Source organism: Dokdonella sp., assembly GCF_039926425.1.
Taxonomy (GTDB): domain Bacteria; phylum Pseudomonadota; class Gammaproteobacteria; order Xanthomonadales; family Rhodanobacteraceae; genus Dokdonella_A.
In genome coordinates this window covers 1-23,779 of sequence record NZ_JBDSWZ010000135.1, presented here as the reverse complement: position 1 = coordinate 23,779, position 23,779 = coordinate 1, and the positions used below count along the sequence as shown (strand labels likewise).

The 23,779-nt window shown below is 64.8% G+C and carries 21 protein-coding genes; 11 read left to right on the top strand and 10 right to left on the bottom strand.

Annotation, left to right across the window (positions count from 1 at the left end; translation table 11 throughout):
• A partial coding sequence (gene pbpC / locus ABIV12_RS08255) for a penicillin-binding protein 1C (protein ID WP_348058134.1) occupies positions 1–1,856 on the top strand: 1,856 nt, incomplete at its 5' end.
• Positions 1,857–2,000: 144 nt separating this feature from the next.
• On the opposite strand, the gene ABIV12_RS08250 is transcribed toward pbpC, so the two are convergent.
• Positions 2,001–3,056 carry a LysR substrate-binding domain-containing protein gene (locus ABIV12_RS08250; RefSeq protein ID WP_348058132.1) on the bottom strand — a complete coding sequence of 352 codons (1,056 nt, stop codon included), beginning with the start codon at positions 3,054–3,056 and terminating at the stop codon, positions 2,001–2,003.
• A gap of 345 nt (positions 3,057–3,401) precedes the next feature.
• Here ABIV12_RS08250 and ABIV12_RS08245 point away from each other — a divergent pair, with 345 nt between their 5' ends.
• The 3 genes from ABIV12_RS08245 to ABIV12_RS08235 all read left to right on the top strand — a co-directional run bounded on the left by ABIV12_RS08245 (position 3,402) and on the right by ABIV12_RS08235 (position 9,364).
• A complete protein-coding gene (locus tag ABIV12_RS08245) occupies positions 3,402–4,589 on the top strand; it encodes an efflux RND transporter periplasmic adaptor subunit (RefSeq protein WP_348058130.1) in 1,188 nt (395 codons plus the stop codon).
• 100 nt (positions 4,590–4,689) lie between these two features.
• Positions 4,690–7,884, top strand: a complete 3,195-nt coding sequence (locus ABIV12_RS08240; RefSeq protein WP_348058128.1) for an efflux RND transporter permease subunit — start codon at positions 4,690–4,692, stop codon at positions 7,882–7,884.
• A complete protein-coding gene (locus tag ABIV12_RS08235) occupies positions 7,877–9,364 on the top strand; it encodes a TolC family protein (RefSeq protein ID WP_348058126.1) in 1,488 nt (495 codons plus the stop codon). The genes ABIV12_RS08240 and ABIV12_RS08235 overlap by 8 nt, the downstream gene beginning before the upstream one ends.
• Positions 9,365–9,385: 21 nt before the next feature.
• Here ABIV12_RS08235 and ABIV12_RS08230 read toward each other — a convergent pair whose 3' ends face one another.
• The gene (locus tag ABIV12_RS08230) at positions 9,386–10,021 is read right to left on the bottom strand and encodes a LysE family translocator (protein WP_348058124.1); all 636 of its coding nucleotides are present in this window, start codon (positions 10,019–10,021) and stop codon (positions 9,386–9,388) included.
• A gap of 199 nt (positions 10,022–10,220) precedes the next feature.
• On the opposite strand from ABIV12_RS08230, the gene ABIV12_RS08225 reads away from it, so the two are divergent.
• Positions 10,221–10,988, top strand: coding sequence for an arginine deiminase family protein (locus ABIV12_RS08225; protein WP_348058122.1), 768 nt, complete (start codon positions 10,221–10,223; stop codon positions 10,986–10,988).
• Between the two features lie 100 nt (positions 10,989–11,088).
• Here ABIV12_RS08225 and ABIV12_RS08220 read toward each other — a convergent pair whose 3' ends face one another.
• Entirely contained in the window at positions 11,089–12,828 is a 1,740-nt protein-coding gene (locus tag ABIV12_RS08220; RefSeq protein WP_348058120.1) for a glutamine--tRNA ligase/YqeY domain fusion protein, read from the bottom strand.
• A gap of 233 nt (positions 12,829–13,061) precedes the next feature.
• Positions 13,062–13,370 carry a DUF3253 domain-containing protein gene (locus ABIV12_RS08215; protein ID WP_348058118.1) on the bottom strand — a complete coding sequence of 103 codons (309 nt, stop codon included), beginning with the start codon at positions 13,368–13,370 and terminating at the stop codon, positions 13,062–13,064.
• Positions 13,371–13,565: 195 nt separating this feature from the next.
• On the opposite strand from ABIV12_RS08215, the gene ABIV12_RS08210 reads away from it, so the two are divergent.
• The 3 genes from ABIV12_RS08210 to ABIV12_RS08200 all read left to right on the top strand — a co-directional run bounded on the left by ABIV12_RS08210 (position 13,566) and on the right by ABIV12_RS08200 (position 15,120).
• On the top strand, positions 13,566–13,835 hold the full coding sequence (locus ABIV12_RS08210; protein ID WP_348058116.1) for a DUF2007 domain-containing protein: 270 nt from the start codon (positions 13,566–13,568) through the stop codon (positions 13,833–13,835).
• A gap of 129 nt (positions 13,836–13,964) precedes the next feature.
• Positions 13,965–14,732, top strand: coding sequence for a HipA family kinase (locus ABIV12_RS08205; RefSeq protein WP_348058138.1), 768 nt, complete (start codon positions 13,965–13,967; stop codon positions 14,730–14,732).
• Complete coding sequence (locus tag ABIV12_RS08200; protein WP_348058114.1) at positions 14,659–15,120, top strand: DUF3037 domain-containing protein; 462 nt, start codon at positions 14,659–14,661, stop codon at positions 15,118–15,120. Before ABIV12_RS08205 ends, ABIV12_RS08200 begins: the two co-directional genes overlap by 74 nt.
• 46 nt (positions 15,121–15,166) lie before the next feature.
• Here ABIV12_RS08200 and ABIV12_RS08195 read toward each other — a convergent pair whose 3' ends face one another.
• The 6 genes from ABIV12_RS08195 to ABIV12_RS08170 all read right to left on the bottom strand — a co-directional run bounded on the left by ABIV12_RS08195 (position 15,167) and on the right by ABIV12_RS08170 (position 21,824).
• Positions 15,167–15,727 (bottom strand): response regulator, encoded by a 561-nt coding sequence (locus ABIV12_RS08195; RefSeq protein ID WP_348058112.1) that lies wholly within the window; start codon positions 15,725–15,727, stop codon positions 15,167–15,169.
• On the bottom strand, positions 15,724–17,010 hold the full coding sequence (locus ABIV12_RS08190) for an ATP-binding protein (protein ID WP_348058110.1): 1,287 nt from the start codon (positions 17,008–17,010) through the stop codon (positions 15,724–15,726). The genes ABIV12_RS08195 and ABIV12_RS08190 overlap by 4 nt, the downstream gene beginning before the upstream one ends.
• Before the next feature lie 115 nt (positions 17,011–17,125).
• A complete protein-coding gene (locus ABIV12_RS08185; protein WP_348058108.1) occupies positions 17,126–18,544 on the bottom strand; it encodes an ATP-binding protein in 1,419 nt (472 codons plus the stop codon).
• Positions 18,545–18,557: 13 nt separating this feature from the next.
• Complete coding sequence (locus tag ABIV12_RS08180) at positions 18,558–19,262, bottom strand: response regulator transcription factor (protein WP_348058106.1); 705 nt, start codon at positions 19,260–19,262, stop codon at positions 18,558–18,560.
• 186 nt (positions 19,263–19,448) lie between these two features.
• On the bottom strand, positions 19,449–20,978 hold the full coding sequence (locus ABIV12_RS08175; protein ID WP_348058104.1) for an oligopeptide:H+ symporter: 1,530 nt from the start codon (positions 20,976–20,978) through the stop codon (positions 19,449–19,451).
• Positions 20,979–21,098: 120 nt separating this feature from the next.
• A complete protein-coding gene (locus ABIV12_RS08170; RefSeq protein WP_348058102.1) occupies positions 21,099–21,824 on the bottom strand; it encodes a phosphatase PAP2 family protein in 726 nt (241 codons plus the stop codon).
• A gap of 103 nt (positions 21,825–21,927) precedes the next feature.
• Between ABIV12_RS08170 and ABIV12_RS08165 the strand changes: the two genes are divergently transcribed.
• The 3 genes from ABIV12_RS08165 to ABIV12_RS08155 form a co-directional block, all read left to right on the top strand.
• Positions 21,928–22,299 carry a diacylglycerol kinase gene (locus ABIV12_RS08165; RefSeq protein WP_348058100.1) on the top strand — a complete coding sequence of 124 codons (372 nt, stop codon included), beginning with the start codon at positions 21,928–21,930 and terminating at the stop codon, positions 22,297–22,299.
• 106 nt (positions 22,300–22,405) lie between these two features.
• Complete coding sequence (locus ABIV12_RS08160) at positions 22,406–23,164, top strand: TerC family protein (RefSeq protein ID WP_348058136.1); 759 nt, start codon at positions 22,406–22,408, stop codon at positions 23,162–23,164.
• 91 nt (positions 23,165–23,255) lie between these two features.
• On the top strand, positions 23,256–23,779 hold a 524-nt coding region (locus tag ABIV12_RS08155), incomplete at its 3' end, for a LemA family protein (protein WP_348058098.1).

Sequence of the window (23,779 nt, the reverse complement as noted above, 5' to 3'; positions counted from 1 at the left end):
ACGGCGGCAACATCGAAGGTGTGGCCGCAGCAAGCCGCATCTATTTCGACAAGCCGGTGTCCGCGCTCACGCTGCCGGAAAGTCTCACGCTCGCGGTCCTTCCTCAGGATCCGAGTCGTCGCGTGCGTAACGACGGCGGTTCGACACCCGGATTGGGCGACAACCTTCGCGCGGCGCGCGAGCGGTTGTATCGTCGTTGGGAGCAGCTCCATGGTGCCGACGCGTCGAATCGCGCACTGTTCGACTTGCCGCTTCGCCTGCGACCAGCGCGTGATCTGCCCTTCGCGGCGCCACATGCGGTGGAGCAGGTGCTGGCCGAGTCGCGACTGGCCGGACACGCGGATCCGGTCATCCGCACCACGCTCGACGCTCGCTTGCAATCAGTGCTCGAACGCCAGGTACACGACTATCTCGGCCAGCGTCGCGTCAATGGGCTCCTCAACGCCTCTGCGCTGCTGGTCGACACGCGCGACATGGGCATCAAGGCAATGGTCGGTTCGGCGGACTATTTCGACGCGTCGATCGCGGGTCAGGTCAACGGCACGGCGGCGAAGCGTTCACCGGGTTCCACCCTCAAACCCTTCATCTACGCGCTCGCACTCGATCAGGGCGTGCTGCATCCGCGCACCATGCTGCGCGACGTGCCGACCTCGTTTGGTCCATTCACACCGGAAAATTTCGATGGACGGTTTCTGGGCCCGGTGAGCGCCACCGACGCGCTGATCCGCAGCCGCAACATTCCGGCCGTGTACGTCGCCTCGCAATTGCACGATCCGGATCTGTACGGATTTCTGAAGTCCGCCGGCATCAGTCGACTCGCGAGCGAACGCCACTACGGGCTTGCACTCGTGCTTGGTGGTGGCGAAGTCACGATGCAGGAACTCGCCACGCTGTACGCGACGCTTGCCAACCACGGACAACTGCGTCCGCTGCGGTTGCGTGCGGACGATGCGCAGGCTCCAGGCGTGCGGCTTCTGAGTGCGGAAGCGAGCTTCGTCGCGATCGACATGCTTCGTCAGAACCCGCGGCCGGACGATGCCAGCGCCACGGCAAGCGCGCGACTGCCGGTGGCGTGGAAGACCGGCACATCGTGGAGTTTCCGCGATGCGTGGAGCGCCGGTACGTTCGGTCCTTACGTGTTGGTCGTGTGGCTCGGCAACTTCGATGGCGCCGGCAACCCGTCGCTGATCGGCGTGGAAGCGGCGGCGCCGCTGTTCTTTCGCGTCATCGATGCAATGAAGGCGGAGCATGCGGATCTCGCCGAACCCGCGTGGCGCATTCCGGCTGGCGTAAAACGCATCGAGGTCTGCCTCGCCAGCGGCGACCTGCCCAACGCGTGGTGTCCGCGACGCGGCGACGCCTGGTTTTTGCCGGGCAAGTCACCGATTCGCGTGAGCACGGTGCATCGGCTCGTCCACATCGATACGCGCAGTGGTCGCGTGGCGTGTCCGCCGTACGATCCGTTGACGACGACAGAGCAGGTCGTCGAATACTGGCCGAGCGATCTCGCCAAGGTATTCCGCGACGCAGGGCTGCCTCGCGCAAGGCCGCCTGAGGACGGCGACTGCGCGTCCGGGGTCGACGGCGATCCGCCGCGCATCACCTCGCCGTTGCGCGGTGCCTCGTACACCTTGCGGCGCAAGGCAAATACCGACCGGCGTATCACCTTCAACGCTACCGCGGACGGTTCAGTGCACTCGCTGTACTGGTTTGTCGACGACGCGTATGTCGGTTCGAGCGATGCGGGCAAGCCCTTGGCGTGGGACGCAGCAACAGCTGGACGCCACCGCGTGCGCGCCGTCGACGACCGCGGGCGCGCCGATTCCCGCGAGCTGGTGGTGGACGTCGTGGAATGATGTCAGCGCGAGTCGGTTCGCATTGCAGGGCGAGCGTCGCGCCGTGATCCCCGCTGTTGCAAAGCGGTCGACCACCCCACGTGCGGATCGGATCATTCCGACATCGCAAGCGCAGGATGACCTCGGTTCGTGTCGAACGTCCGGTCAGGCGGTCTCTTCTGCCAGGTCGCGCTCCGTTTCCCGCCGGGTCGGTTCTTCGACGCGCTTGGGGGTGCGGCGCGCGATCAGCGCCGAGCGCGCGGCCTCGATTTCTTCGGCTGCCTTGCACGGCCGGCTGTCGGGACACAGCACGTGCATGAAGTCGGCGTCGAAGTTGAGGCGCTCGACCAGGAAGTCGACGAATGCGCGTACCTTCGGTGATGGCACGCGCCCGCGCGGGAACACCGCATTGAAATCGACTTCCGGCCCGGTCCAGCCGGCGAGCACGCGCTGCACGTAGCCTTGTTCCGCGTAGGGTTTCAACGTGACGTCGCTCGCGAGCATCAGTCCTTCTCCGCCAACCAGCGCACCGATCAGCGCACCGGGATCGTTCGCGACCAGGACCGGGTCGACGCGGTAATCGGTCATGCGGTCGCCGTCGCCGAGCGTCCACACGTAGTCGCCGTTCGTGCGCGACTTGCGCATTGCGAGCGTGCGATGGTCCTTCAATTGATCGGGGTGGGACGGTTCGCCGTGCCGGGCGAGGTAGAGAGGGCTTGCGTACACCTGGGTGCGAAACACCGCCAGGCGACGCGCGACCATGTTGGAATCGGGAAGGTTGCCGACACGAAGGCCCACGTCGATGCCGGTGTCGATGAGGTCGACCGCGTCGTTGGTCAACACCGACTCGATGCGCAGGTCGGGATAACGCGCATGGAATTCGCCCAGCAACGGCGCGATCCACGTGATGCCGACCGAGTAGGGGGCGGTGAAGCGCAGCCATCCTCTCGGTCCTCCTTGCAGCTGGCCGACCGCGCTTTCGGCTTCGTCGAGCCGCTGCGCAATCTGCTGGCAATGGTCGAAATAGATCGTCCCCGCCTCGGTCAGGCCGAGCTTGCGCGTGGTGCGATGCAGGAGTTGCGCGCCGAGACGTGTTTCGAGTTCCTGCACCTTTCGGCTGACCGAGGTCTTGGGCAGGCGCAGTGCGCGCGCGGCGGCGATGAAGCTGCCGTGTTCGACCACCTTGACGAAGATCAGGGTGTCATTGAGGTCGCTGGACATTCAGCACTCCGGGCGGTTTACGACGATTGGCCCGATGTCGGGACGGTCCTTCCCTGATTCAACCTCTTATGAACGGGAACGTCCGACCTTATTCCATGTCGCGACACCAAACCGATGCAGGCGAAGCCGTCCACGACACCCGGCCGCACGAACAACGAATCGAAAGTGATGGAACTGCCGGCAGCTTGCGCGGCGACGGGAACCGGCTTGGCCGCGGACGGCACAAGATCCCGATAGCCCGATTGGACACTGTCGGTGACGCTGGGCGCAAGTCGCTGGCGGCGCCGGGTCCATCGTCTTTCGTCAGAAACCCCACTTCTTCAAAAATACAACGAGGTCTCCCCGATGAGCTCCCATTCCCCCATTGCCAAGTCACACCTCCGCCTCCTGCTTCTGGCAGCCGGTATCGCGGTCGCCTTCATCGTTGCGGGCTGCAGCGGTCACGCTGCGCCCACTGCGGCGATGCCGCCACCGCCCGAAGTCAGCGTTGCGCCCGTGCTGATGAAGAACGTCCGTCAATGGGATGACTTCACCGGCCGCGTCGCTGCCGTCGAGACGGTCGAACTTCGCGCCCGTGTGACCGGCTATGTCGATCGTGTCGCGTACACCGAAGGCCAGGACGTGAAGAAGGGCGATCTGCTGTTCGTGATCGATCAGCGTTCCTATCGTGCCGAACTGTTGCGCACGCAGGCCGAGCTCGCCAAATCGCGCAGCGAAGCGCAGCTTGCGCAATCGCAGAATGCGCGTTCGCAGGCGCTGCTGAAGGCAAGGGCGGTTTCGCGCGAGGAATCCGACACGCGCCAGGCAGCCGTGGCGCAATCGAACGCCGCGGTGCGCGCCGCCGAGGCCGCCGTCTCGACCGCACAATTGAACCTCACGTTCACCGAAGTGCGGTCCCCGATCGCGGGTCGCACCGGTCGCGCGTTGATCACCGCCGGCAATCTGGCGCAGGCCGACACGACGATCCTGACGTCGGTGGTGTCGATGGATCCGATGTACGTCGATTTCGAAGGCGACGAGAGCGCCTACCTTCGCTACAACGAACTGGCACGCAAGGGAGAGCGTGCCGCGACGAAGAACCCGGTGCGCATCGGCCTCGCCAACGAGACCGGCTATCCGCACCTGGGGGTGGTCGATTTCATCGACAACCGCATCGACTCCAATACCGGCACGATCCACGCGCGCGCCGTGCTTGCCAATCCCGACCATGTGTTGAGTCCGGGCCTGTTCGCGCGTGTGCAGCTCGAGGGCAGTGCCGAATTCAAGGCCATGCTGGTCGACGACAAGGCGATCCTCACCGATCAGGACCGCCGCTACGTCTACGTGCTCGGACCCGACAACAAGGCGTTGCGCAAGGACATCGTCACCGGTCGTCTTGCCGATGGACTGCGCATCGTCACGTCGGGTCTTGCGCCGGAAGACGCGGTGATCGTCGAAGGCATGCAGAAGGTGTTCTTCCCAGGCATGCCGGTGCAGCCGAAGACCGTCGCGATGCAGTCGCCCGCCGGATCCGCGCCGGTGGCGATGAAGTAACCGCGACCACGGGGAGCTTCGCAAGCCAGATTTGAATGACCTCCGCGTTCGCGGCGGCAATGCATCGCTGCGGCCTGTCGGGCCGCACAAGGATATTGCAATGAACATTTCGAGATTCTTCATCGACCGGCCGATCTTCGCGGCGGTCCTTTCCATCGTGATCTTCGCCGCCGGCCTGATCGCCATTCCGCTGCTGCCAATCAGCGAATACCCGGAAGTGGTGCCGCCAACCGTACAGGTGCGCGCGGTCTACCCGGGCGCGAATCCAAAGGTGATCGCGGAAACCGTCGCGACGCCGCTGGAGGAAGCGATCAACGGCGTCGAAAACATGATGTACATGAAGTCGGTCGCTGGCAGCGACGGCGTGGTCGTCACGACGGTGACGTTCCGGCCGGGCACCGACGTCGATCAGGCCCAGGTGCAGGTGCAGAACCGCGTGAGCCAGGCGCAGGCGCGCCTGCCCGAGGATGTGCGTCGCCAGGGCGTCACGACGCAGAAGCAGTCGCCAACCCTGACGATGGTCGTCCACCTGCTCTCGCCCGGCGGCAAATTCGATTCGCTGTACCTGCGCAATTACGCGACGCTGAAGATCAAGGACGAACTCGCGCGCCTGCCCGGTGTCGGCCAAGCCGCGCTGTTCGGTTCGGGCGACTATGCGATGCGCCTGTGGCTGGACCCGGACAAGATCGCGGCGCGCGGCATGACGGCCGGCGATGTGGTTGCCGCCGTGCGCGAGCAGAACGTGCAGGTGTCCGCCGGCCAGCTGGGCGCGGAGCCGACGCCGAACAAGAGCGACTTCCTGATTTCGATCAACGCGCAAGGGCGCCTGAAAACGGAGGAGGAATTCCGCGACATCGTGATCAAGAGCGGAGCGTCCGGTGAAGTGGTGCGACTCTCCGACGTCGCGCGTGTCGAGCTCGGCGCCAGCGACTACACCTTGCGCGCGTTGCTCGACAACCAGGCCGCGGTCGCGATCCCGATTTTCCAGTCGCCCGGTGCGAACGCGATTGCGTTGTCGGACGCGGTGCGCGCGAAGATGGCCGAGCTTTCGACCCGCTTTCCCGAGGGCATGACGTATTCGGTCGTGTATGACCCCACCGTGTTCGTGCGCGACTCGATCAAGGCGGTCGTGACGACGCTTCTCGAAGCGGTGTTGCTGGTGGTCCTTGTGGTGATCCTGTTCCTGCAGACCTGGCGCGCGTCGATCATTCCACTGATCGCGGTGCCGGTATCGATCGTCGGCACGTTCGCCGCATTGTTCCTGCTCGGATTCTCGATCAACACGCTGACCCTGTTCGGGTTGGTGCTGGCGATCGGCATCGTCGTCGACGATGCGATCGTCGTCGTCGAAAACGTCGAGCGCAACATCGAGGAAGGCAAGACACCGCTCGAAGCCGCCCATCAGGCGATGCGCGAAGTGTCCGGTCCGATCATCGCGATTGCGCTCGTGCTGTGCGCGGTGTTCGTGCCGATGGCGTTCCTGTCCGGCGTGACCGGTCAGTTCTACAAGCAGTTTGCGGTGACGATCGCGATCTCGACGGTGATTTCGGCGATCAATTCGCTGACGCTGTCGCCCGCACTCGCGGCACTGCTTCTGAAGGAAAACGGTGCCCGCAAGGATGCGCTGTCGCGCGCGATCGACCGGCTGTTCGGCTGGGTGTTCCGTCCGTTCAACCGCTTTTTCGCGAAGTCGTCGACCTCCTACCAGCATGGCGTGTCGCGTTCGCTGCGCCGTCGCGGCGTCGTGTTTGGCGTGTATCTGCTGTTGCTGGTCGGTGCCGGCCTGATGTTCAGGACGGTGCCGGGTGGATTCATTCCGACGCAGGACAAGCTGTATCTGATCGGCGGCGTCAAGCTGCCGGAAGGCGCGTCGCTGGAACGCACCGACGCGATGATCCGCAAGATGAGCGACATCGCGCTCGGCGTCGAAGGCGTCGAGCACGCGGTGGAATTTCCGGGGCTCAATGCACTGCAGTTCACCAACACGCCCAATACCGGCACGGTCTTCTTCGGCCTGAAACCGTTTGCCCAGCGTCATCACACGGCGGAGCAGATCAACGCCGAGATCAATCAGAAGATCGCCGGTCTCAGCGAGGGATTCGCATTCTCGATCATGCCGCCGCCCATTCTCGGCCTCGGTCAGGGCTCGGGCTATTCGCTGTTCCTGCAGGATCGTGCGGGCCTCGGTTACGGTGCACTGCAGACCGCGATCAGCACGATGCAGGGCGCGATCGCGCAGACGCCCGGCATGCATTTTCCGATCAGCACCTACCAGGCGAACGTGCCCCAGCTCGACGCCGAGGTCGATCGCGTCAAGGCAAAGGCGCAGGGTGTCCCGCTGACCGACCTGTTCGACACGTTGCAGACGTATCTGGGTTCCGCGTACGTCAACGACTTCAACCGCTTCGGTCGCACGTATCAGGTGATCGCGCAGGCAGACGGACCGTTCCGCGACAGCGTCGAGGACATCGCGAAGCTGCGCACGCGCAATGCGAAGGGTGACATGGTGCCGATCGGCAGCATGGTGAAGATCAGCCAGACCTACGGCCCCGATCCGGTCATGCGCTACAACGGGTATCCCGCGGCAGACCTGATCGGCGACGCGGACCCGAGTCTGCTGTCGTCGACGCAGCAGATGCAGACGCTGCTGCAGATGGCGCCGAAGATCCTGCCAAACGGCATGACGCTGGAGTGGACCGATCTGAGCTTCCAGCAGGCGACCCAGGGCAACGCTGCGCTGATCGTGTTCCCGCTGTCGCTGATGCTCGCGTTCCTCGTGCTCGCAGCACTGTACGAAAGCTGGACGTTGCCGCTCGCGGTGATTCTGATCGTGCCGATGACACTGTTGTCCGCATTGCTCGGCGTGTGGCTCACCGGCGGCGACAACAACGTGTTCGTGCAGGTCGGCCTCGTCGTGCTGATGGGTCTTGCGTGCAAGAACGCGATCCTGATCGTCGAGTTCGCGCGCGAGCTGGAGATGCAGGGCATGGGCATCGTCGAGGCCGCACTCGAATCGTGTCGTCTGCGTCTGCGACCGATCGTGATGACATCGATTGCGTTCATCGCCGGCACCGTGCCGCTGGTGCTCGCGCACGGCGCCGGCGCGGAAGTGCGTGGTGCGACCGGCATCACGGTGTTCGCCGGCATGCTCGGCGTCACCCTGTTCGGCCTGTTCCTCACCCCCGTGTTCTACGTCGCGCTGCGCAAGCTGGTCGCGCGCAACGACGTGCCTGCTGTCAACCAGCCCGATCCGGGCAACGGTCGCGGCGGAAATCTGGAGATCGTTCATGCATAAGCTCAAACTTCCGGCCCTCGTCGCGCTCAGCGCGGCGATCGCAGCCTGCACCGTCGGTCCGGACTATGTTCGTCCGGTCAGCCCCACGCCCACGAAGTTCGCGCGCTCGGAAACATCTGTGAATGGCGTCGCGGCGGATGCCTTGCCGATCCGATCGGACGCCGAGTTCTGGCGTGGCTTCGACGATCCGCAACTGACACGTCTGGTGGATGAATCGCTCCGCGCAAATCATGACCTGCGCATCGCGCTCGCCACCTACGATCGGGCGAATGCGCTGCTGCGCGGTGCGAAGTTCGACCAGTGGCCAGTGATCACCGCGAGCGCCGACGCCAGCGACGGGCGAGCGAGTGCGGACCAGTTGCCGGGCGTGGGTCGCGAAGCTCGCGATGCGAAGACTTACAGCGCGGGCATCAACGCGACGTGGGAGCTCGACTTCTTCGGCCGCATCCGCCGCGGCGTCGAAGCGCAAAGCGCGGATACGCAGGCGAGCGCGGCGGATCTGGCCGCCGCGCAGGTTGCAATCGTCGGCGACGTCGCGCGCACGTATGTCGAACTGCGCGGATTGCAGGAGCGGCTGCGTGTCGCGCAGGGCAATGCGGACAACCAGCGCGAGACGCTGAATCTGGTCGACGCGCGCTTCGACGCGGGACGCGATACCGATTTCGATACGTCGCGTGCGCGCGCCCAACTGGAAACGACGCTCGCGCGCATTCCGGCGCTCGAGGCGCAGGTGGGGTTCGCCATGCATCGCCTCGGCGTGCTGGTCGGACAAACGCCCGATGCGCTGATCGCAGAATTGACTCCGCAGAAATCGCTGCCGGCGTTGCCGGCACGACTTGATCCCGGCACGCCGGGCGAGTTGCTTCGCAATCGTCCCGACGTCGCTGCCGCCGAACTGCGGCTGCACGCGTCGACGGCGCGCATCGGCGTCGCCACCGCCGATCTCTTCCCGCGCTTCACGCTCGGCGGTCTGCTCGGAACACAGGCGATCAGTGCCGGCAACCTGTTCGAACGCGACAGCGAGACGCGCCTGGTTGCGCTCGGGGTCGACTGGTCGTTTCTCGACATCGGTCACGTCCGTGCGCGCATTGCTGCCAGCGATGCGGATGCCGGCGCCCAGCTCGCGCGTTACGAGCAGACCGTTCTTCTCGCGCTGGAGGACACCGAAAATGCGCTCGTGCGTTACTCCAAAGCGCGGTCGGAAGACGAACATCTCGAGCGCGCCGCGACCGACAGCGCGGTCGCGGCACGCCTGGCCCGCGTCCGCTACGAAGCCGGTGCCGCGGGTCTATTCGAAGTGCTCGATGCCGAACGCAATCAGCTCGAAGCGCAGGACGCGTTCGCAGATGCGCGGACACGCGCAGTGACGGGTGCTGTGGGGCTGTACAAGGCGATGGCCGGCGGGTGGCCGGCGCACGTACCGCGCAAGGTCGACGTGGCAAACGCCGCGTCACCGACGACGGGTGTCGGTCCCGGTTGATCACAGTTCACGGCGCACGCGTCAACGCGTGCGCGACTGTGCCGCCATGTGGATGGCGAGACCCGCGAGCACGCTGCCCATCAGCCAGCGCTGCAGCGTGATCCAGGTCGGTCGCGTGGACAGGAAGCCGGCGATCGACCCGGCGATCAGGATGATCGTTCCGTTGACGCTCATGCTGATGACGATCTGGATCGCGCACAGCAGCAGTGACTGTGCAAGCACGTGACCCGCTGCCGTATCGATGAACTGTGGCAACAGAGACAGGTAAAGCAGGGCCGCCTTCGGATTGAGCAGGTTGGTCATCAGGCCCATCGTGATCAGCCTGCGCGGCGAATCGTTCGGCAGCGTGCGCACCGCGAACGGTGAAGTGCCATCCGGCTTCAGCGCCTGCCATGCGAGATACGCGAGGTACAGCGCTCCGCAAAACCGTAGCACGTCGTAGGCGACGGGCACGGTGAGGAGAAGCGCGGTGACTCCGAACGCCGCGCACAGCGAATAGATCACGAAGCCGATCGCCGTGCCGGCGAGGGATGTCAGCCCCGCGACAGGCCCCTGGCTGATCGATCGTGATGCGAGATAGATCATGTTCGGACCCGGCGTCATCGCCATGCCGAGGCACAGCAGCGCAAAGGCGAGAGTCGCGTGCGGGATCGGCATGGATCGAATCCTTCGGTCATCGGGTGTCCGATTCTGAGCGGCGAAGGGCGACGCGGGTAGAGCCAATCATGGCCTGCGGCGTGCTTTGTCGACGTGACACGCCCACCGGCTGGTGGCGCTGGATATCGCATCGCGGAGACCTGAGGGACAATCCCGTTGTCCGTGACCGCCTGCGTCACACGCCGCGAATCCCTTGACGATGATTGCCATCACCCGCGAAGTCAGTACGAGCCTCGCGCATTGCGAGTTGTCGTTCCTTCAGCGCAGTCCGATCGATGTAACCCTTGCCCGTGCGCAGCATCGCGCCTACCAGCAGGCGCTCGAACAACTGGGTTGTACGCTGGTTGCGCTGCCGACGCTGGCGGAGATGCCCGACGCGGTGTTCGTCGAGGACGTCGCCATCGTGACCGATGAAGTCGCCGTGATGGCGCGAACCGGTGCGGTGTCACGCCGCGGCGAAGGCGCCAGTGCGGCTGCCGCATTGCGCGCGTATCGCCCGGTGCGAACGATCGAAGCACCGGGAACGATCGACGGTGGTGACGTGCTGCGCATCGGTCGGCGGATTTTCATCGGCGATTCGGCGCGCACCAATGCCGATGGAACCGCGCAGTTGACGGCGATTCTTGCTCCGTTCGGCTACACCGTCGAACGCGTCCCGATCCGCGAATGCCTCCACTTGAAGTCCGCGGTGACAGCGCTCGACGATACGCGCGTGCTACTGCAGCCGGCATGGGTCGACGCAAGCGCATTTTCAGACTTCGGCATCGTTGAAACCGACCCGTCGGAAGAGCATGCGGCGAACGTGCTGCGGGTTGGAACCCACGTGATGTCGCCGGCGTCCTTTCCGCGGACGCACGCACGACTCCGCGCTGCGGGCGTCAGTGTCGTTCCGGTCGACGTGTCGGAAATCCAGCGTGCGGAAGGAGCCGTCACCTGTTGCAGCATCCTGCTGCGCGAGACCGCGTAGGCCGGACGACCGGAGGTCGGCCGGCGCTTCTGCAACGGGCCTGCACAATATCTGCCGGCCGACCTTCCGTCGTCCGGCCTACGCAAGCACGTTCGCGCGCTCAGCGACTCGCGGCGAAGGTATCGCGCAACGTCACCGTGCGGTTGAACACGGGCGTGCCCGCCGCATGGTCGTGGCGGTCGGCGACAAAGTAGCCCAGTCGCTCGAACTGCACGTTGTCTTCCGGTTTCGCGTCAGCCAGTGAGGGTTCGAGCCACGCATCGACCACGCGTCTGGAATCCGCGTTGAGGTGTTCGGCGTAGGTCTTGCCATCGCTGCTGTCGTCCGGATCGGCAACGGTGAACAGCCGATCGTAGATGCGCACCTGCGCCGCGATGGCATGCATCGCGCTGACCCAGTGGATCGTGCCCTTGATCTTGCGGTCCGCGCCGGGAAGACCAGCGCGCGTGTCGAGATCGAGCGTGCAATGCACTTGCGTGACCGAGCCGTCGATGTGCTTGACGAAATCGGTGCAGCGCACGATGCCGATACCGCGCAGGCGCACTTCGCCACCCGGCACGAGTCGATGGAATCCTTTCGGCGGCACCTCAAGAAAATCATCGCGCTCGATCCACAGCTCGCGCGAGAAGGGCACGCTGCGGGTTCCGAGATCCGGATTCTTCGGGTGGTTTGGAAAGTCGATCGTTTCCTCGTGCGTCGCATCGAGATTGGTGATCACCAGCTTCAATGGATCGAGCACGGCCATTCTGCGCGGCGCACGCGCATCAAGCTCTTCGCGCACGCATCCTTCGAGCACGCCGTATTCGATCACCGAATTCTGCTTGGTCACGCCTGCGCGTTCCCAGAACACGCGGATGGCCGACGCGGGATAGCCTCGTCGGCGCGCGCCGACCAGCGTGGGCATGCGCGGATCGTCCCATCCCTCGACGAGACCATCGGTCACGAGAGCCATCAGTTTGCGCTTGCTCATCACGGTGAAATCGAGATTGCCGCGCGCGAACTCGATCTGTTGCGGCCGACCGGGACGACCGGCGAGGCCGGCGTGACGCATCGGCTCGACGAGTTCTGCCATGGCCGGCATGTCGAGCTGATCCAGGAACCAGTCGTACAGGGGCCGATGGTCCTCGAATTCGAGTGTGCACAGTGAATGCGTGATGCCTTCCGCCGCGTCCGACAGGCTGTGCGCGAAGTCGTACATCGGGTAGATCGGCCACGCATCGCCGGTGTTCTGGTGCGTGACCTTGCGCACCCGGTAGAGCGTCGGATCGCGCAGGTTGATGTTGCCCGAACTCATGTCGATCTTGGCGCGCAACGTGCGCGAGCCGTCGGCGAATTCTCCCGCACGCATGCGCCGGAACAGGTCGAGGTTTTCGTCGATCGTGCGATCGCGGTACGGCGAGTTGCGCCCTGCCTGCGTCAGCGTGCCGCGGTATTCGCGCACTTCCTCCGCGGTCAGGTCGCAGACGAACGCGGAGCCGAGCGCGATGAGCTTCTCGGCGCACAGATAAAGGATCTGGAAATAGTCTGAGGCGTGATGCAGCTGCGACCAGCGGAAGCCGAGCCATACGAGGTCCGCCTGGATCGCGTCGACGTACTCCACGTCTTCCCGCGACGGGTTCGTGTCGTCGTAGCGCAGGTTGCAGGTGCCCGAGAATTCCGCCGCGAGGCCGAAGTTGAGGCAGATCGATTTGGCGTGTCCCAGATGCAGGTAGCCGTTCGGCTCCGGCGGAAATCGCGTCGCCACACGCCCGCCGTGCTTGCCGGCGGCGATATCGGAAAGGACGATCTGGCGGATGAAGTGGTTGGCGGGAGCGGGAGTCGAAGGGGCAGCGTCGGTCATGCATCATCGCCGCGCGTTGGCGGCGTCCGGTCACAAAGAATCCCGAGTGTAGCGGCAGGTCGGCGCAAAGCGTACCGAGCGGCGCTGCATGCGAGCGAACTGAAAACGGGGAGAACCGGTCCGATTGTCCGGCAATGCAGGCACTCCGGCCGGCCTTGACGCTGGCGCACCCGGGTTGAACGCGCGGGACATCCGCGTGGAGCTCGACAGCACGCCGCTCTCGCGGGGATCGGTCAGGCGGCGTGAATGTTGCGCTCGCCGTGCAACGTTCGCAGGCGCAGGCGAATCGGCCCACGCACCGCGCGAATGTCGACCACGGCGTCGTGCTGGGTCACGTCGATCACGCCGCTCTCCGCGAGCGTTGCCGCGACAGTTCGTACGGGGCGCATCAGATCCTGCCAGCGGCAGTTGGTGCGCAACCCGACCAGCCGGGCCACTTCGCTCGGGCACACGCTTCGTCCAGGACCTCGCTGAACCAGCAGTTCTATCGCGCAGTCACGGATGCGCTCGGCCAGTGAATCGTTGGCAAAAATAGTCGTCATCGATGTCCGAAAGCGATACGGTGCTGCGATCCGCGGCAGCCGGGGCCAGCCAGCGTGCGAAGATACCGCACCCGGGCCCGATGATGTCGCAGGGTGCGGTGGGTGGGAAGGGGCAGCGGGCCAACGCATGCCCTCGATACAGTTGATTGCATTGTCCGCAATTCGTCGTCCTGCGCTTTTCCAGAGGTTGAACGCGTGCGTATCGTCTATCGGGCGGAAAACATCATCGATGCCAACCTGGTCAAGAATGCGCTCGCGTTCGAGGGCATCGACGCCTACGTCAGCGGCGAATATCTGACCGGCGCGGTCGGTGAGTTGCCGGTGTGGAATCTTGTCTCGGTGATGGTCGCCGAGCGCGACATCGAGCGCGCAGCGCCGGTCATTGAAGCGGTCGACGCCGGGTTGCGCGAAAGTCGACCGGCGAGGGATGACGATCCTCTCGGGGATGCGTTGCCGGCATTTTGACGTTGTCCGCGCTCCCTCGCTGATCCGGCCGTCAACTGGCGGCGTTGATCGGCATGGAGACTGGCGAATGAACGATCGCGGTCGGCAACGACGCGTTCACTGGTTGGTTGAGAGCCGAACGTGACAAGCATCCGAACGATTGCCGCCACCCGCTACGTCACGCCGCTGCGCGAAGGCGGCTCGCTGCCCGCGATCGTCGAAGCCGACGACGAAGGCCTGTATGTGCTCAAGTTCCGCGGGGCGGGGCAGGGCGCGAAGGCGCTGATCGCCGAACTCGTCGCGGGCGAGATCGCGCGTGCCCTTGGCCTGCCGGTGCCGGAGATCGTGTTCGTCGAACTCGATCCCGAGTTGGCGCGAACCGAACCGGACCCGGAAATCCAGCACCTGATCCGTGCAAGTGCGGGACTCAACCTCGCCCTCGATTACCTGCCGGGATCGGTCACGTTCGACCCGGTGGTCGAACGACCGGAGTCGGAGCTCGCCTCGGCAATCGTCTGGTTCGATGCATTCGTCAGCAACGTCGACCGTACACCGCGCAATACCAACCTTCTGATGTGGCACCGGAAACTATGGCTGATCGACCATGGCGCTGCGCTGTATTTCCATCACGGCTGGGACAATGCACTCGGGCGCGCGACCGATCCGTTCGCGCGCATCCGCGACCACGTGCTGCTGCCGCTCGCGAACTCGGTCGCGGAGGTCGATGAGCGTCTGTCCGGAAAGCTGCCCGCCGACATGATTGCGCAAATCGTCGCGCTGATTCCGGATGTATGGCTCGGTGGCGATGCACCGTTTGCGAGTCCGGACGCGCATCGTGACGCGTATGCCCAGTATCTGTGCCGGCGCCTCGAAGCGCCGCGTGCATTTGTCACCGAGGTGCTCCGTGCACGCGTATGACTACGCGCTGATTCGTGTCGTGCCGCGGGTCGAACGCGGCGAGTTCGTCAACGTCGGCGTGGTGCTGTCGTGCCAGGGCAGACGCTTCCTCGAGGCGCGGATCGAGCTCGACGAGACGCGGCTCAAGGCCATGGATCCGAGCGTCGACCTCGACACGGTGCGCGTCCACCTCGCTGCGTTCGCGGCGATCTGTGCCGGTGGGGCGGACGCGGGACCGATCGGGAAGCTCAGCGCGCGCGAGCGGTTCCACTGGCTGGTCGCCCCGCGCAGCACGATGATCCAGACGTCGCCGGTTCACGGGGGCCGCTGTGTGGATCACCCGGCGATGCTGGAGCGCTTGCTCGACACGATGGTGCGCACGCCCGCCGGGTCATCGAAAAACGCGTAGGCACCCGGCCTGCTGGTTCTCCGGCGCGCCATTTGCCGCCATGGCCTCAGGTGCCGCTCTCACGCACGGGGCGTTTGGCCAGCTTGCGCTGCAGGGTGCGCCGATGCAGGCCGAGTCGACGAGCCGCTTCGGAAATGTTGCCGTCGCATTCGTTGAGGACACGCTGGATGTGTTCCCATTCGAGACGTTTGAGCGCCGGGGTGTGCAGGGTCGGCGACGAGTCGGCATCGTCGCTGTCGCCGTCGCTGCCGAGCAGCGCCTGCGCGACCTGGTCGGCATCGACCGGTTTGGCGAGATAGTCGTGTGCGCCGCGCTTGATCGCCTCGACCGCCGTGGCGATGGACGCGTAGCCGGTGAGCAGCAGGATGTGCAGGTCCGGACTGACGGCCAGCAATTGCGGGATCAGTGCAAGGCCGCTTTCGCTGCCGAGCTTGAGGTCGAGCACCGCCGATTCCGGCGCATGCTCGCGCACCAGCGCAAGTGCGCGTGCGCCGTCATTGGCGACATCGACGGTGAAACCGCGCGCGCTCAGCGCGCGTGCGAGCACCGCGCTGAACACGGCGTCGTCGTCGATCAGGAGGACACGATGGGGAATGGGGTCGGTCATGGGCCCCGATTGTGGGCTGCGAGCAGCGGAACGCGCAATCGCTGCATCCAGCCGCCACCGGCCATCGGCTGTGCATTGAGTTCCCCGCCAAGGCGTTCAGCCGTTGCATGGGCAAGCGCAAGGCCGAGGCCGAGGCCGTCACCCTTGCTGGTCTGGAACGCAACTCCGGTGCCGGGTCCGATGCCGTCGCCGTGGTCGCGAACGCCGAATTCCACCCCATCGCCATCGACGCTGACGCGCAAGCCCACGGCGCTGCTGCCGGCGGCGAGCGAGGCGTCTGCAGCGTTGCTGAGCAGGTTGATCAGTGCGTGGCGAAGGTCGGGTTGCGCTTCGAGCATCCGTTCGATCGCATCCGCGTCAATGATGATGTCCGGTTCGATCTCGGGCCGCAGAAGTCGAAACTGGTTCTCGCATTCACCGACGAAACTTCCCAGTGCGATGCGCTGAGGTTCGCCTGCGAGGTGGCGGCTGCCAACGGCGACCAGCTCGCGCAGGATGTCGCGGCAACGGTCAGCCTGGCTTGCGAGAAGCGCAAGATCCGCAGCGAGAAGCGGGTTGGCACTCTGTTCGCGCTGCAATTCGCCAAGCAGCGTCCGGATCGTCGACAGTGGAGTGTTGAGTTCGTGCGCCGTACCGGCAGCCTGTGTCGCAATCGCGAGAATACCCTCGTCGCGCAGCGCGCGCTCGCGTTCGCGCTGCACCTGCGCTTCGCGTTGGCGCAGCGCCCGCGCCAGACGCGCGATGAAGAAGGCGAGGAAGACTGCGGTGACCACGAAGTTGATCGCCATGCCGACCACGTGGAGGTTGAAATCGCGGCTGCCGTCAGGCCCCATCGGCGGCAGCGGAACATTCCACGGCACCAGCAGCAGATAGCCGTCGGCCGCGAGGATCGCAACGCCGATGACATAGCGCGGTGGCAACGCAGCGGCGGCGAGGGCGATCGGCATCACCAGCAGCGAAACGAACGGATTGGTCGCGCCCCCGGTCCAGTAAAGCAGCCAGCTCAGCACGGCGATGTCGACCGCGACGTGTCCAAACGCCTCGGTGAGTCCGACCGGCCACGGCTGGCGCAGGCGCCAGAACGCGAATGCGGCGAACAGCGCGAGCACGCCGATCCCGAATGCAAGCGGCACCACCGGGATCGGGATCTGCAACACGAGCACGACAAAGACGACGGTGAGCGCTTGTCCGGACACCGCGCACAGGCGGAGCCAGGCCAAGGTCTCGGCAAGTTCGCGCGCGCGCGCGAAAAATCCATGGCGAAGGGCATTGCTCGGGTTCATCGTGCCGATTGTGACACCGTCGACGGTCGGTCCGATCGAATGCGCGTGAGCTCCCGCATGAAACGTTGCACGACACGCGGCCGTTTCCCGGAATGGGTCCGGGTGACGATGCGCCTCAGCTGCGGCTGACCGTCTCGGTTCGCATCGCGCGATCGAGCGGCAGGCGGATCGTGACGTCGAGGCCTCCCGCTGCATGATTGCTCGCGACGATGCTGCCGCCATGACGCTCGATCGCGCGGCGCGCGATCGCCAGACCGAGACCGGTGCCACCGCTGGTGCGCGTGCGCGCATTGTCGGTGCGGTAGAACGGTTCGAAGATGTGCGCAAGTTCGGCATCCGGAACGCCAGGGCCGTGATCGCGCACCGCGATGCGTGCTTCGTCGCCGTCGCGGGTCAGGCGCACGCCGACGGTGCTGCCATCGCTGGTATACGCCAGCGCATTGCGAACCACATTTTCGAATGCGCTGTGCAGGTCCTCCTGCGAGCCGGTCAGGGCGACACGCTCGCATTCGGCCAGCATCACCTTGCGGCCGCGCAGCGCGCCCTCGTAGTCGGCGTTGGTGATTACATCCTCGAGCAGCGAGTCCAGTGCAATGTGATCGTTTGCCGCACCGGTTGCGGTTTCGAGCCGCGACAGCTGCAGCGTCTGCGACAGCATCGCTTCCAGCCGGTCCGATTCGCATTCGATCCGGTCGAGAGACGCATTGATCTGTCGCGTGTCACCGCCGCGCGCAAGTTCAAGCGCGACACGCTGGCGGGCGAGCGGCGAACGCAGTTCGTGGGACACGTCACGCACCAGCCTTCGATGGCTGTCGACCAGCGCCTTGATCCGTTCGGCCATCGAATCGAATTCGGCGGCAAGCGCGACGATCTCCGCGCTGCGACCGAAGCGCAGCGCGCCGACGCGCGCGTCGAGGTCGCCTTCTGCAAACCTGCGCGTGCTCGCACGGATGCGCTGCAGCGGCGCGGTGACATACCACGCGAGCAGCAACGCGAACAAAGCGCTCACCATCATCGCGATGCCGATGTTCGACCAGAACCAGCCGGGCCGCCGCGACAGCAACCGCGATGCGAAATTGCCTTCGAGTACGGCGACTTCCGCGTATCGGTGGCCGTCGCGGGTGATCACCGGACGAGCGCGAAGGCGCTCGCTTCCGAGCGTCGTCGGCACCGAGTCGTACTGCGGCAACTGCGAGGCGAACACCGACGCCATGGCGGAGCGCACCGAATCGGGCGGTGTCCGGCGGAGCATTTCGGTGCCATCGTCCGAGAACACGTACACGGTGATCGGCCCGAAGTCCGCCGCGGTACGCAGCCATTGTCGCGCCGCCTCTTCGCCATCGTGGCGCAAGCCGCGTGCGGTACGCGCCAGGAGATCGTCCATTGCAGCCTGCAGGCGCGTGACGTCGAGGCCGGGAATTTTTTCCGTTTCGAAGTTGCTGGTGGCAATCCACGCGAACGCGAAGAGCACGAACACCGTGGCGATCCAGAAAGCCGCGAAGAGTCTCCAGAACAGTCGCCGCATCACGCGCATGCGGCGCGCGGAATCACGACTCCGCCTCCGCGAGCTGGCGCAGCAGGTAACCGCTCCGATGGATCGTAGTGATCGGCGAACTGCCGTCGGCGGCATCGCCGATCTTTCGACGCAGATTCGACACGTGCACGTCGATCGACCGGTCGAACGGACCCAGTGCGCGGCCGAGCACGGTTTGCGAAATGCGTTCCTTGCTCACCACGCGACCGGCCTCGCGCAGGAGCAGCACGAGCAGGTCGAACTCCGTTGCGGTCAGGGTGATCGGGCGGTTGTCGACGCTGACGCTGCGTGATGCTGCGCGCAGCCAGATGGGTCCGTTGCGCAAGTCGGTGAGGGTTTCGGCGCCTTCGCCATGGGCGCGACGCAGCACTGCGCGCAATCGCGCGGCCAGTTCGCGCGGATTGCAGGGTTTGGGAATGTAGTCGTCGGCACCGAGTTCAAGCCCGAGGATGCGATCGATGTCCTCGCCAAGCGCGGTCAGCATCAACACCGGAATCGCGGATTCGCGCCGCAGTTCACGCAACGCGTCGAGGCCGGAGCGGCCCGGCATCATCACGTCGAGAACGAGCGCATCGAACATTTCCGAGCGTATCGCCGCCAGTGCGGTGTCCGCGGTATGGGCGAGAACGACGTCGAAGCCTTCGCGCGACAGAAAATCGCGCAGCAGCTGCGCCAGCTCTTCATCGTCGTCGGCAAGCAGAATGCGATTGTGGCTCATGAGGCAAGCATAACGCCGGCGACTGACGCGCATCCCGTCGCCAGGCGTCCGCGCAGCCGCCTTTGCACGGTTTTACGCAGGCGGCCCACTGGCCACCGGCGCGTCGAAGGCTCGGCGACGCGTTCGCGGATGCAGCGGTTGCGTGCGCGACCGGCCGGCAAAACCGCGTCCGATGATTGGCCGGATCTATTCTTCGGACGCGACCGTGCGCAGGCCGCCGACGGCGCCGGATGACTCGACGGCATCCTTCGCGCTGTGCGCGGTCGACAGTTTCTTCATCAACGGCAGCAACGCGATCGCGAGCAGGGTGCCGCCAATCGCCAGGAAGCCGAGTTTGTTGAACAGGCTGGTGTAGATCGACAGACTCAGCAGCGGGTCGGTCAGATCCTTCGGAATGCTGGCGTAGTTCGCCACCACGCTGCCGAGATACTGCGAAATGCCGGTCGCGACGAAAAACGCGCCCATCATGAAGCCGCCCATGCGAGCGGGGACGTAGCGGGCCATCATCGCGAGGCCGAGACCGCTCACCAGCAGTTCGCCAAGGGAATAAAAGCCGTAGCCCCAGACCATGAACCATGACGACACCTTGCCGTCGACGGCCGTGCCACCGCTGAGCCCGAAGATGAAGAAGCCGATCGCGACCACCGCGAACCCGATGGCGTACTTGGCCGCAATGGGCAGGTCGCGGTTGGTCTTTCCAAGGTGCGTGTAGGTCCACGCCAGCGGCGCACTCAGCAGCATGATCCAGATCGCGTTGAGGGCCTGGTACTGGCCAGGCTGCCACGAAAAGAGATGCACGCCGAACAGGGTCTGGTTCCAGTCGACGTTGCGCAGTGCGAACAGGGTCAGCGAGGTCTGCATCTGGTTGTAGAAAATGAAGAACAGCATGATCTGGGCGATGAGGATCAACGCCGCGATGAGTCCCGAGCGTTCGCCTGCCGCACTCTTGACGATCAGCCACGCGAAGATCGCAAGAATCACCAGCCCGGCGATCCACACGCACAGTCGGGCGATCTCGTTGTGCTGCAGGATGAAGGCGACCAGGAACAGGGAAGCGACGCCGGCCCCGAGGATCGCGCCGAGTGCACCCCAGCGCACCGGCTTCTCGTCCGGTGCCGAGCCGATGCCGTCCAGCGTGCGCAGCATCAGGAAGTAGTTGACCAGTCCGAGCACGAGACCCGCACCGCATACGCCGAATGCTGCGTGCCAGCCGTAGTGTTCCTTGATGACCGGTGTGGCGAGAATGGACACGGTGGATCCGACGTTGACGGCCATGTAGTACAGCGTGAAGGCGCTGTCGATCTTCGCGTCGTCGCCTTCGTAGATGCGCCGGACCATGTTCGCGGCGTTGGCCTTGAACAGGCCGTTGCCGACCACGATCACGCCCATCGAGCAGTACACCAGGTAAAGGCTGTCGCCGGGAATCGCCAGCATCAGGTAGCCAATCGCGAGGATCGCCGCACCGATCGGAATCGTGCGTCGCGTGCCGAGGATGTTGTCACCGATCCAGCCGCCGATTGCGGGTGCGGCATACACCAGCGCGGTGAATGCCCCCCAGACCAGATTTGCCTCGCTGTCGCCGAAGCCCACCTTTTCGACCATGAACAGCACCAGCAGCGCGGCCATGCCGTAGTAGCCAAAGCGTTCCCACAATTCGATCAGGAAGATCGTCGAGAACGAACGGGTCTGGCTGGATCGCGCGGGCAGTGCATTCATGGGCGTTTCCGGTGGAAAGTGGGAAGCCGAGCGGGTCGAGCGTAGCGCAAGCCATCGGGCAGCGGGAGGGCTGCTGCGTTCGCGAAGACCTTGGGTCCGTGCATCGATTCCGTTTGAAACTCAGCGCCGAACCGGCTCGGGCGATGGCAACCAGTGTCGCATCAGCGACGCGGCGAGCAGTGCGTACAGCGCGACGAACAGCGCCGACGACGACACGTCGGAAAGAAAGTGCTTGGCGAGATCCATGCGCGCGATGACCACGAACAGCGGGATGGCGAGCAGCAGCGCGCGTAACCAGCGGATCGGGCACGCCGCGGCAAGAGGCACCAGCAAGCCGCAATAGAACGCCGCGTGACCCGAAGGGAATGAACTGCCGCCGGCGTACCACACGTGCGACCAGTCCCCGCTGGCCAGCACTTCGTGCGGACGCAGACGTCCGAAATGATTCTTGCCGACGATCATCGTGCAGAGCGACGCAAACTGGACGAGCGACGCGGTGATCAGCGCGCGTGGCCAGCGCGATTCGCGCCGCCATACGAAACCGATGCAGCCGATGGCGAGCGCGAGCGAGCCTGCAAGCCAGATCCACAGGCCGATGCCGAAAACCGTGTCGAACGCGACAAGTCCGTGCACAAACACACGCGACTGTTCGATGCCGCTGGAGCGAATCCACCCGGCAAGCCATCGATCAACGCCGCCCAGGCCAACAAGCATCAGCGTCGCACTGACCGCAGCAACCCACAGCAGCACGCGTCGATTCATGGAAGGTCCTTCGGCGGCGCCGTGGCAGACGCCGACCGGCTTTGTGGCATCATAGCTGCGTCCATTTTCGTCCTGCATGTTCATGCCCATTCTCGTGCTGTTGCAGCAAATCCGCTTCCATTGTTCCGACGTGCGCGATTCCTCGGCGCGCTCCTGACCCCAACCGAGAGCGAGGCGAGCCGCCCCGATGCCCAGCACCGAAGCGCGTGGTCCGCGCCAGATATGGCGCGCCTTCAACTGGTCGATGATGGGCCTCCGCGCGGCCTGGCGGCACGAGGCGTCGTTTCGCCTTGAAGCGTATCTGGTGCTGGTTTTGTTTCCTCTGGGGCTGTGGACCGGTCGCGGACCGGTCGAAAAGGCGTTGCTCTGCGGCAGCCTGATTCTGGTGCTTTCGATGGAGCTGGCGAATTCCGCCGTCGAAGCGATCGTCGACAAGGTCAGTCCGGAATTCCACGAGCTCGCTGGGCGTGCCAAGGACATGGGTTCCGCCGCGGTGCTGCTTCTCATGGCCAATGTGGCGTTGTGCTGGGGGCTCGTCCTGTGCTCGCGCTGGCAATGACGCCGGTGTTTCGCAGCCGGATGCGTGCCGCGCACAACGACGCGGATGGCTCGAAATCGCGCGCGGCCGCCGTCGCCTGCGCCTGCGCAACGTCGACGGGAGTGCCCTGCGCTTGGAACTGATCTCCGACCCGCAGACATGGATTGCGCTGCTCACGTTGTCCACGCTGGAGATCGTGCTCGGCGTCGACAACCTCGTTTTCATTTCGATCGCGGTCAGCGAACTGCCACCCGACCGGCGTTCGAGCGCGCGCAAGATCGGCCTGGCATTCGCGTGCATCACGCGGCTTCTGCTGCTGTTCTCGCTGGCGCACCTGGCGCGCATGGACGACCGCACAGCGGGATTGTTCCATTTGTTCGGCCAGGTCATCTCCATCCGCGATCTGGTGCTGATCGGCGGCGGCATCTTTCTTGTCGTCAAGGGCCTGATGGAGATCTACGAGGCCGTCACCCACGATCCGCATGCAAAGGAAGGAGGCCGCGCCTCGAAGTCCTTTGCGTTCGTCATTGGACAGATCGCGCTGATCGACATCGTGTTCTCGCTCGATTCGGTCATCACCGCGGTGGGCATGGTCAACATCCTTCCGGTGATGGTCACAGCCATCATCATTTCGGTGCTGGTGATGATCTTCATCGCCGATCCGATCGGCGATTTCATCGAACGCCATCCGACCATCAAGATGCTGGCGCTTGCGTTCATCATCCTGGTCGGCGCGGCGCTGCTATCCGACGGCCTCGGCGTCCACGTTTCCCGCGGTTATCTGTATTTTGCGATGGCGTTTTCCGCCGCGGTGGAGTCGCTCAACCTTCTGGAAAAGCGCAATCGGCGCCGGCGCCACGAGCAAGCCGGCTCACCCCCACCGTGACAGCCGCTGGCGCTTGCGCGCTGCATCCGTCCACGCCACAGTAGCGAACGTTCCCGGCAGCGTCCGGGCCACATGTACAACGGAGGGGAAGATGCGCGCGATCCGATGGCTGTCCATGCTGATGCTGGTCACTGTGCTCAGCGGATGTGGCTACAACTCGATCCAGTCCAAGGACGAAGGCGTCAAGGCGGCGTGGTCCGAAGTCGTCAACCAGTACCAGCGTCGAGCCGACCTCGTGCCGAACCTGGTCAATACGGTGAAGGGCTACGCGACCCACGAAGAGGAAGTCTTCGTGAAGGTGACCGAAGCACGCGCGCAGGTCGGCAAGATCGTGTTGTCGGCCGACGACCTCGCCGACGAGGCCAAGATCAAGCAGTTCCAAGCAGCGCAAGGCGAATTGTCGAGTGCATTGTCGCGCCTGATGGCGATCTCCGAAAATTATCCGCAGCTCAAGGCAGATGGTCTGTTCCAGAACCTCCAGGCCCAGCTGGAAGGAACCGAAAACCGGGTGACGGTTGCGAGAAACCGCTACATCACCACGATTCAGGACTACAACACGTTCGTGCGCAGCTTCCCGCAGAACATCACGGCGAAGATGTTCGGCTACAAGGAAAA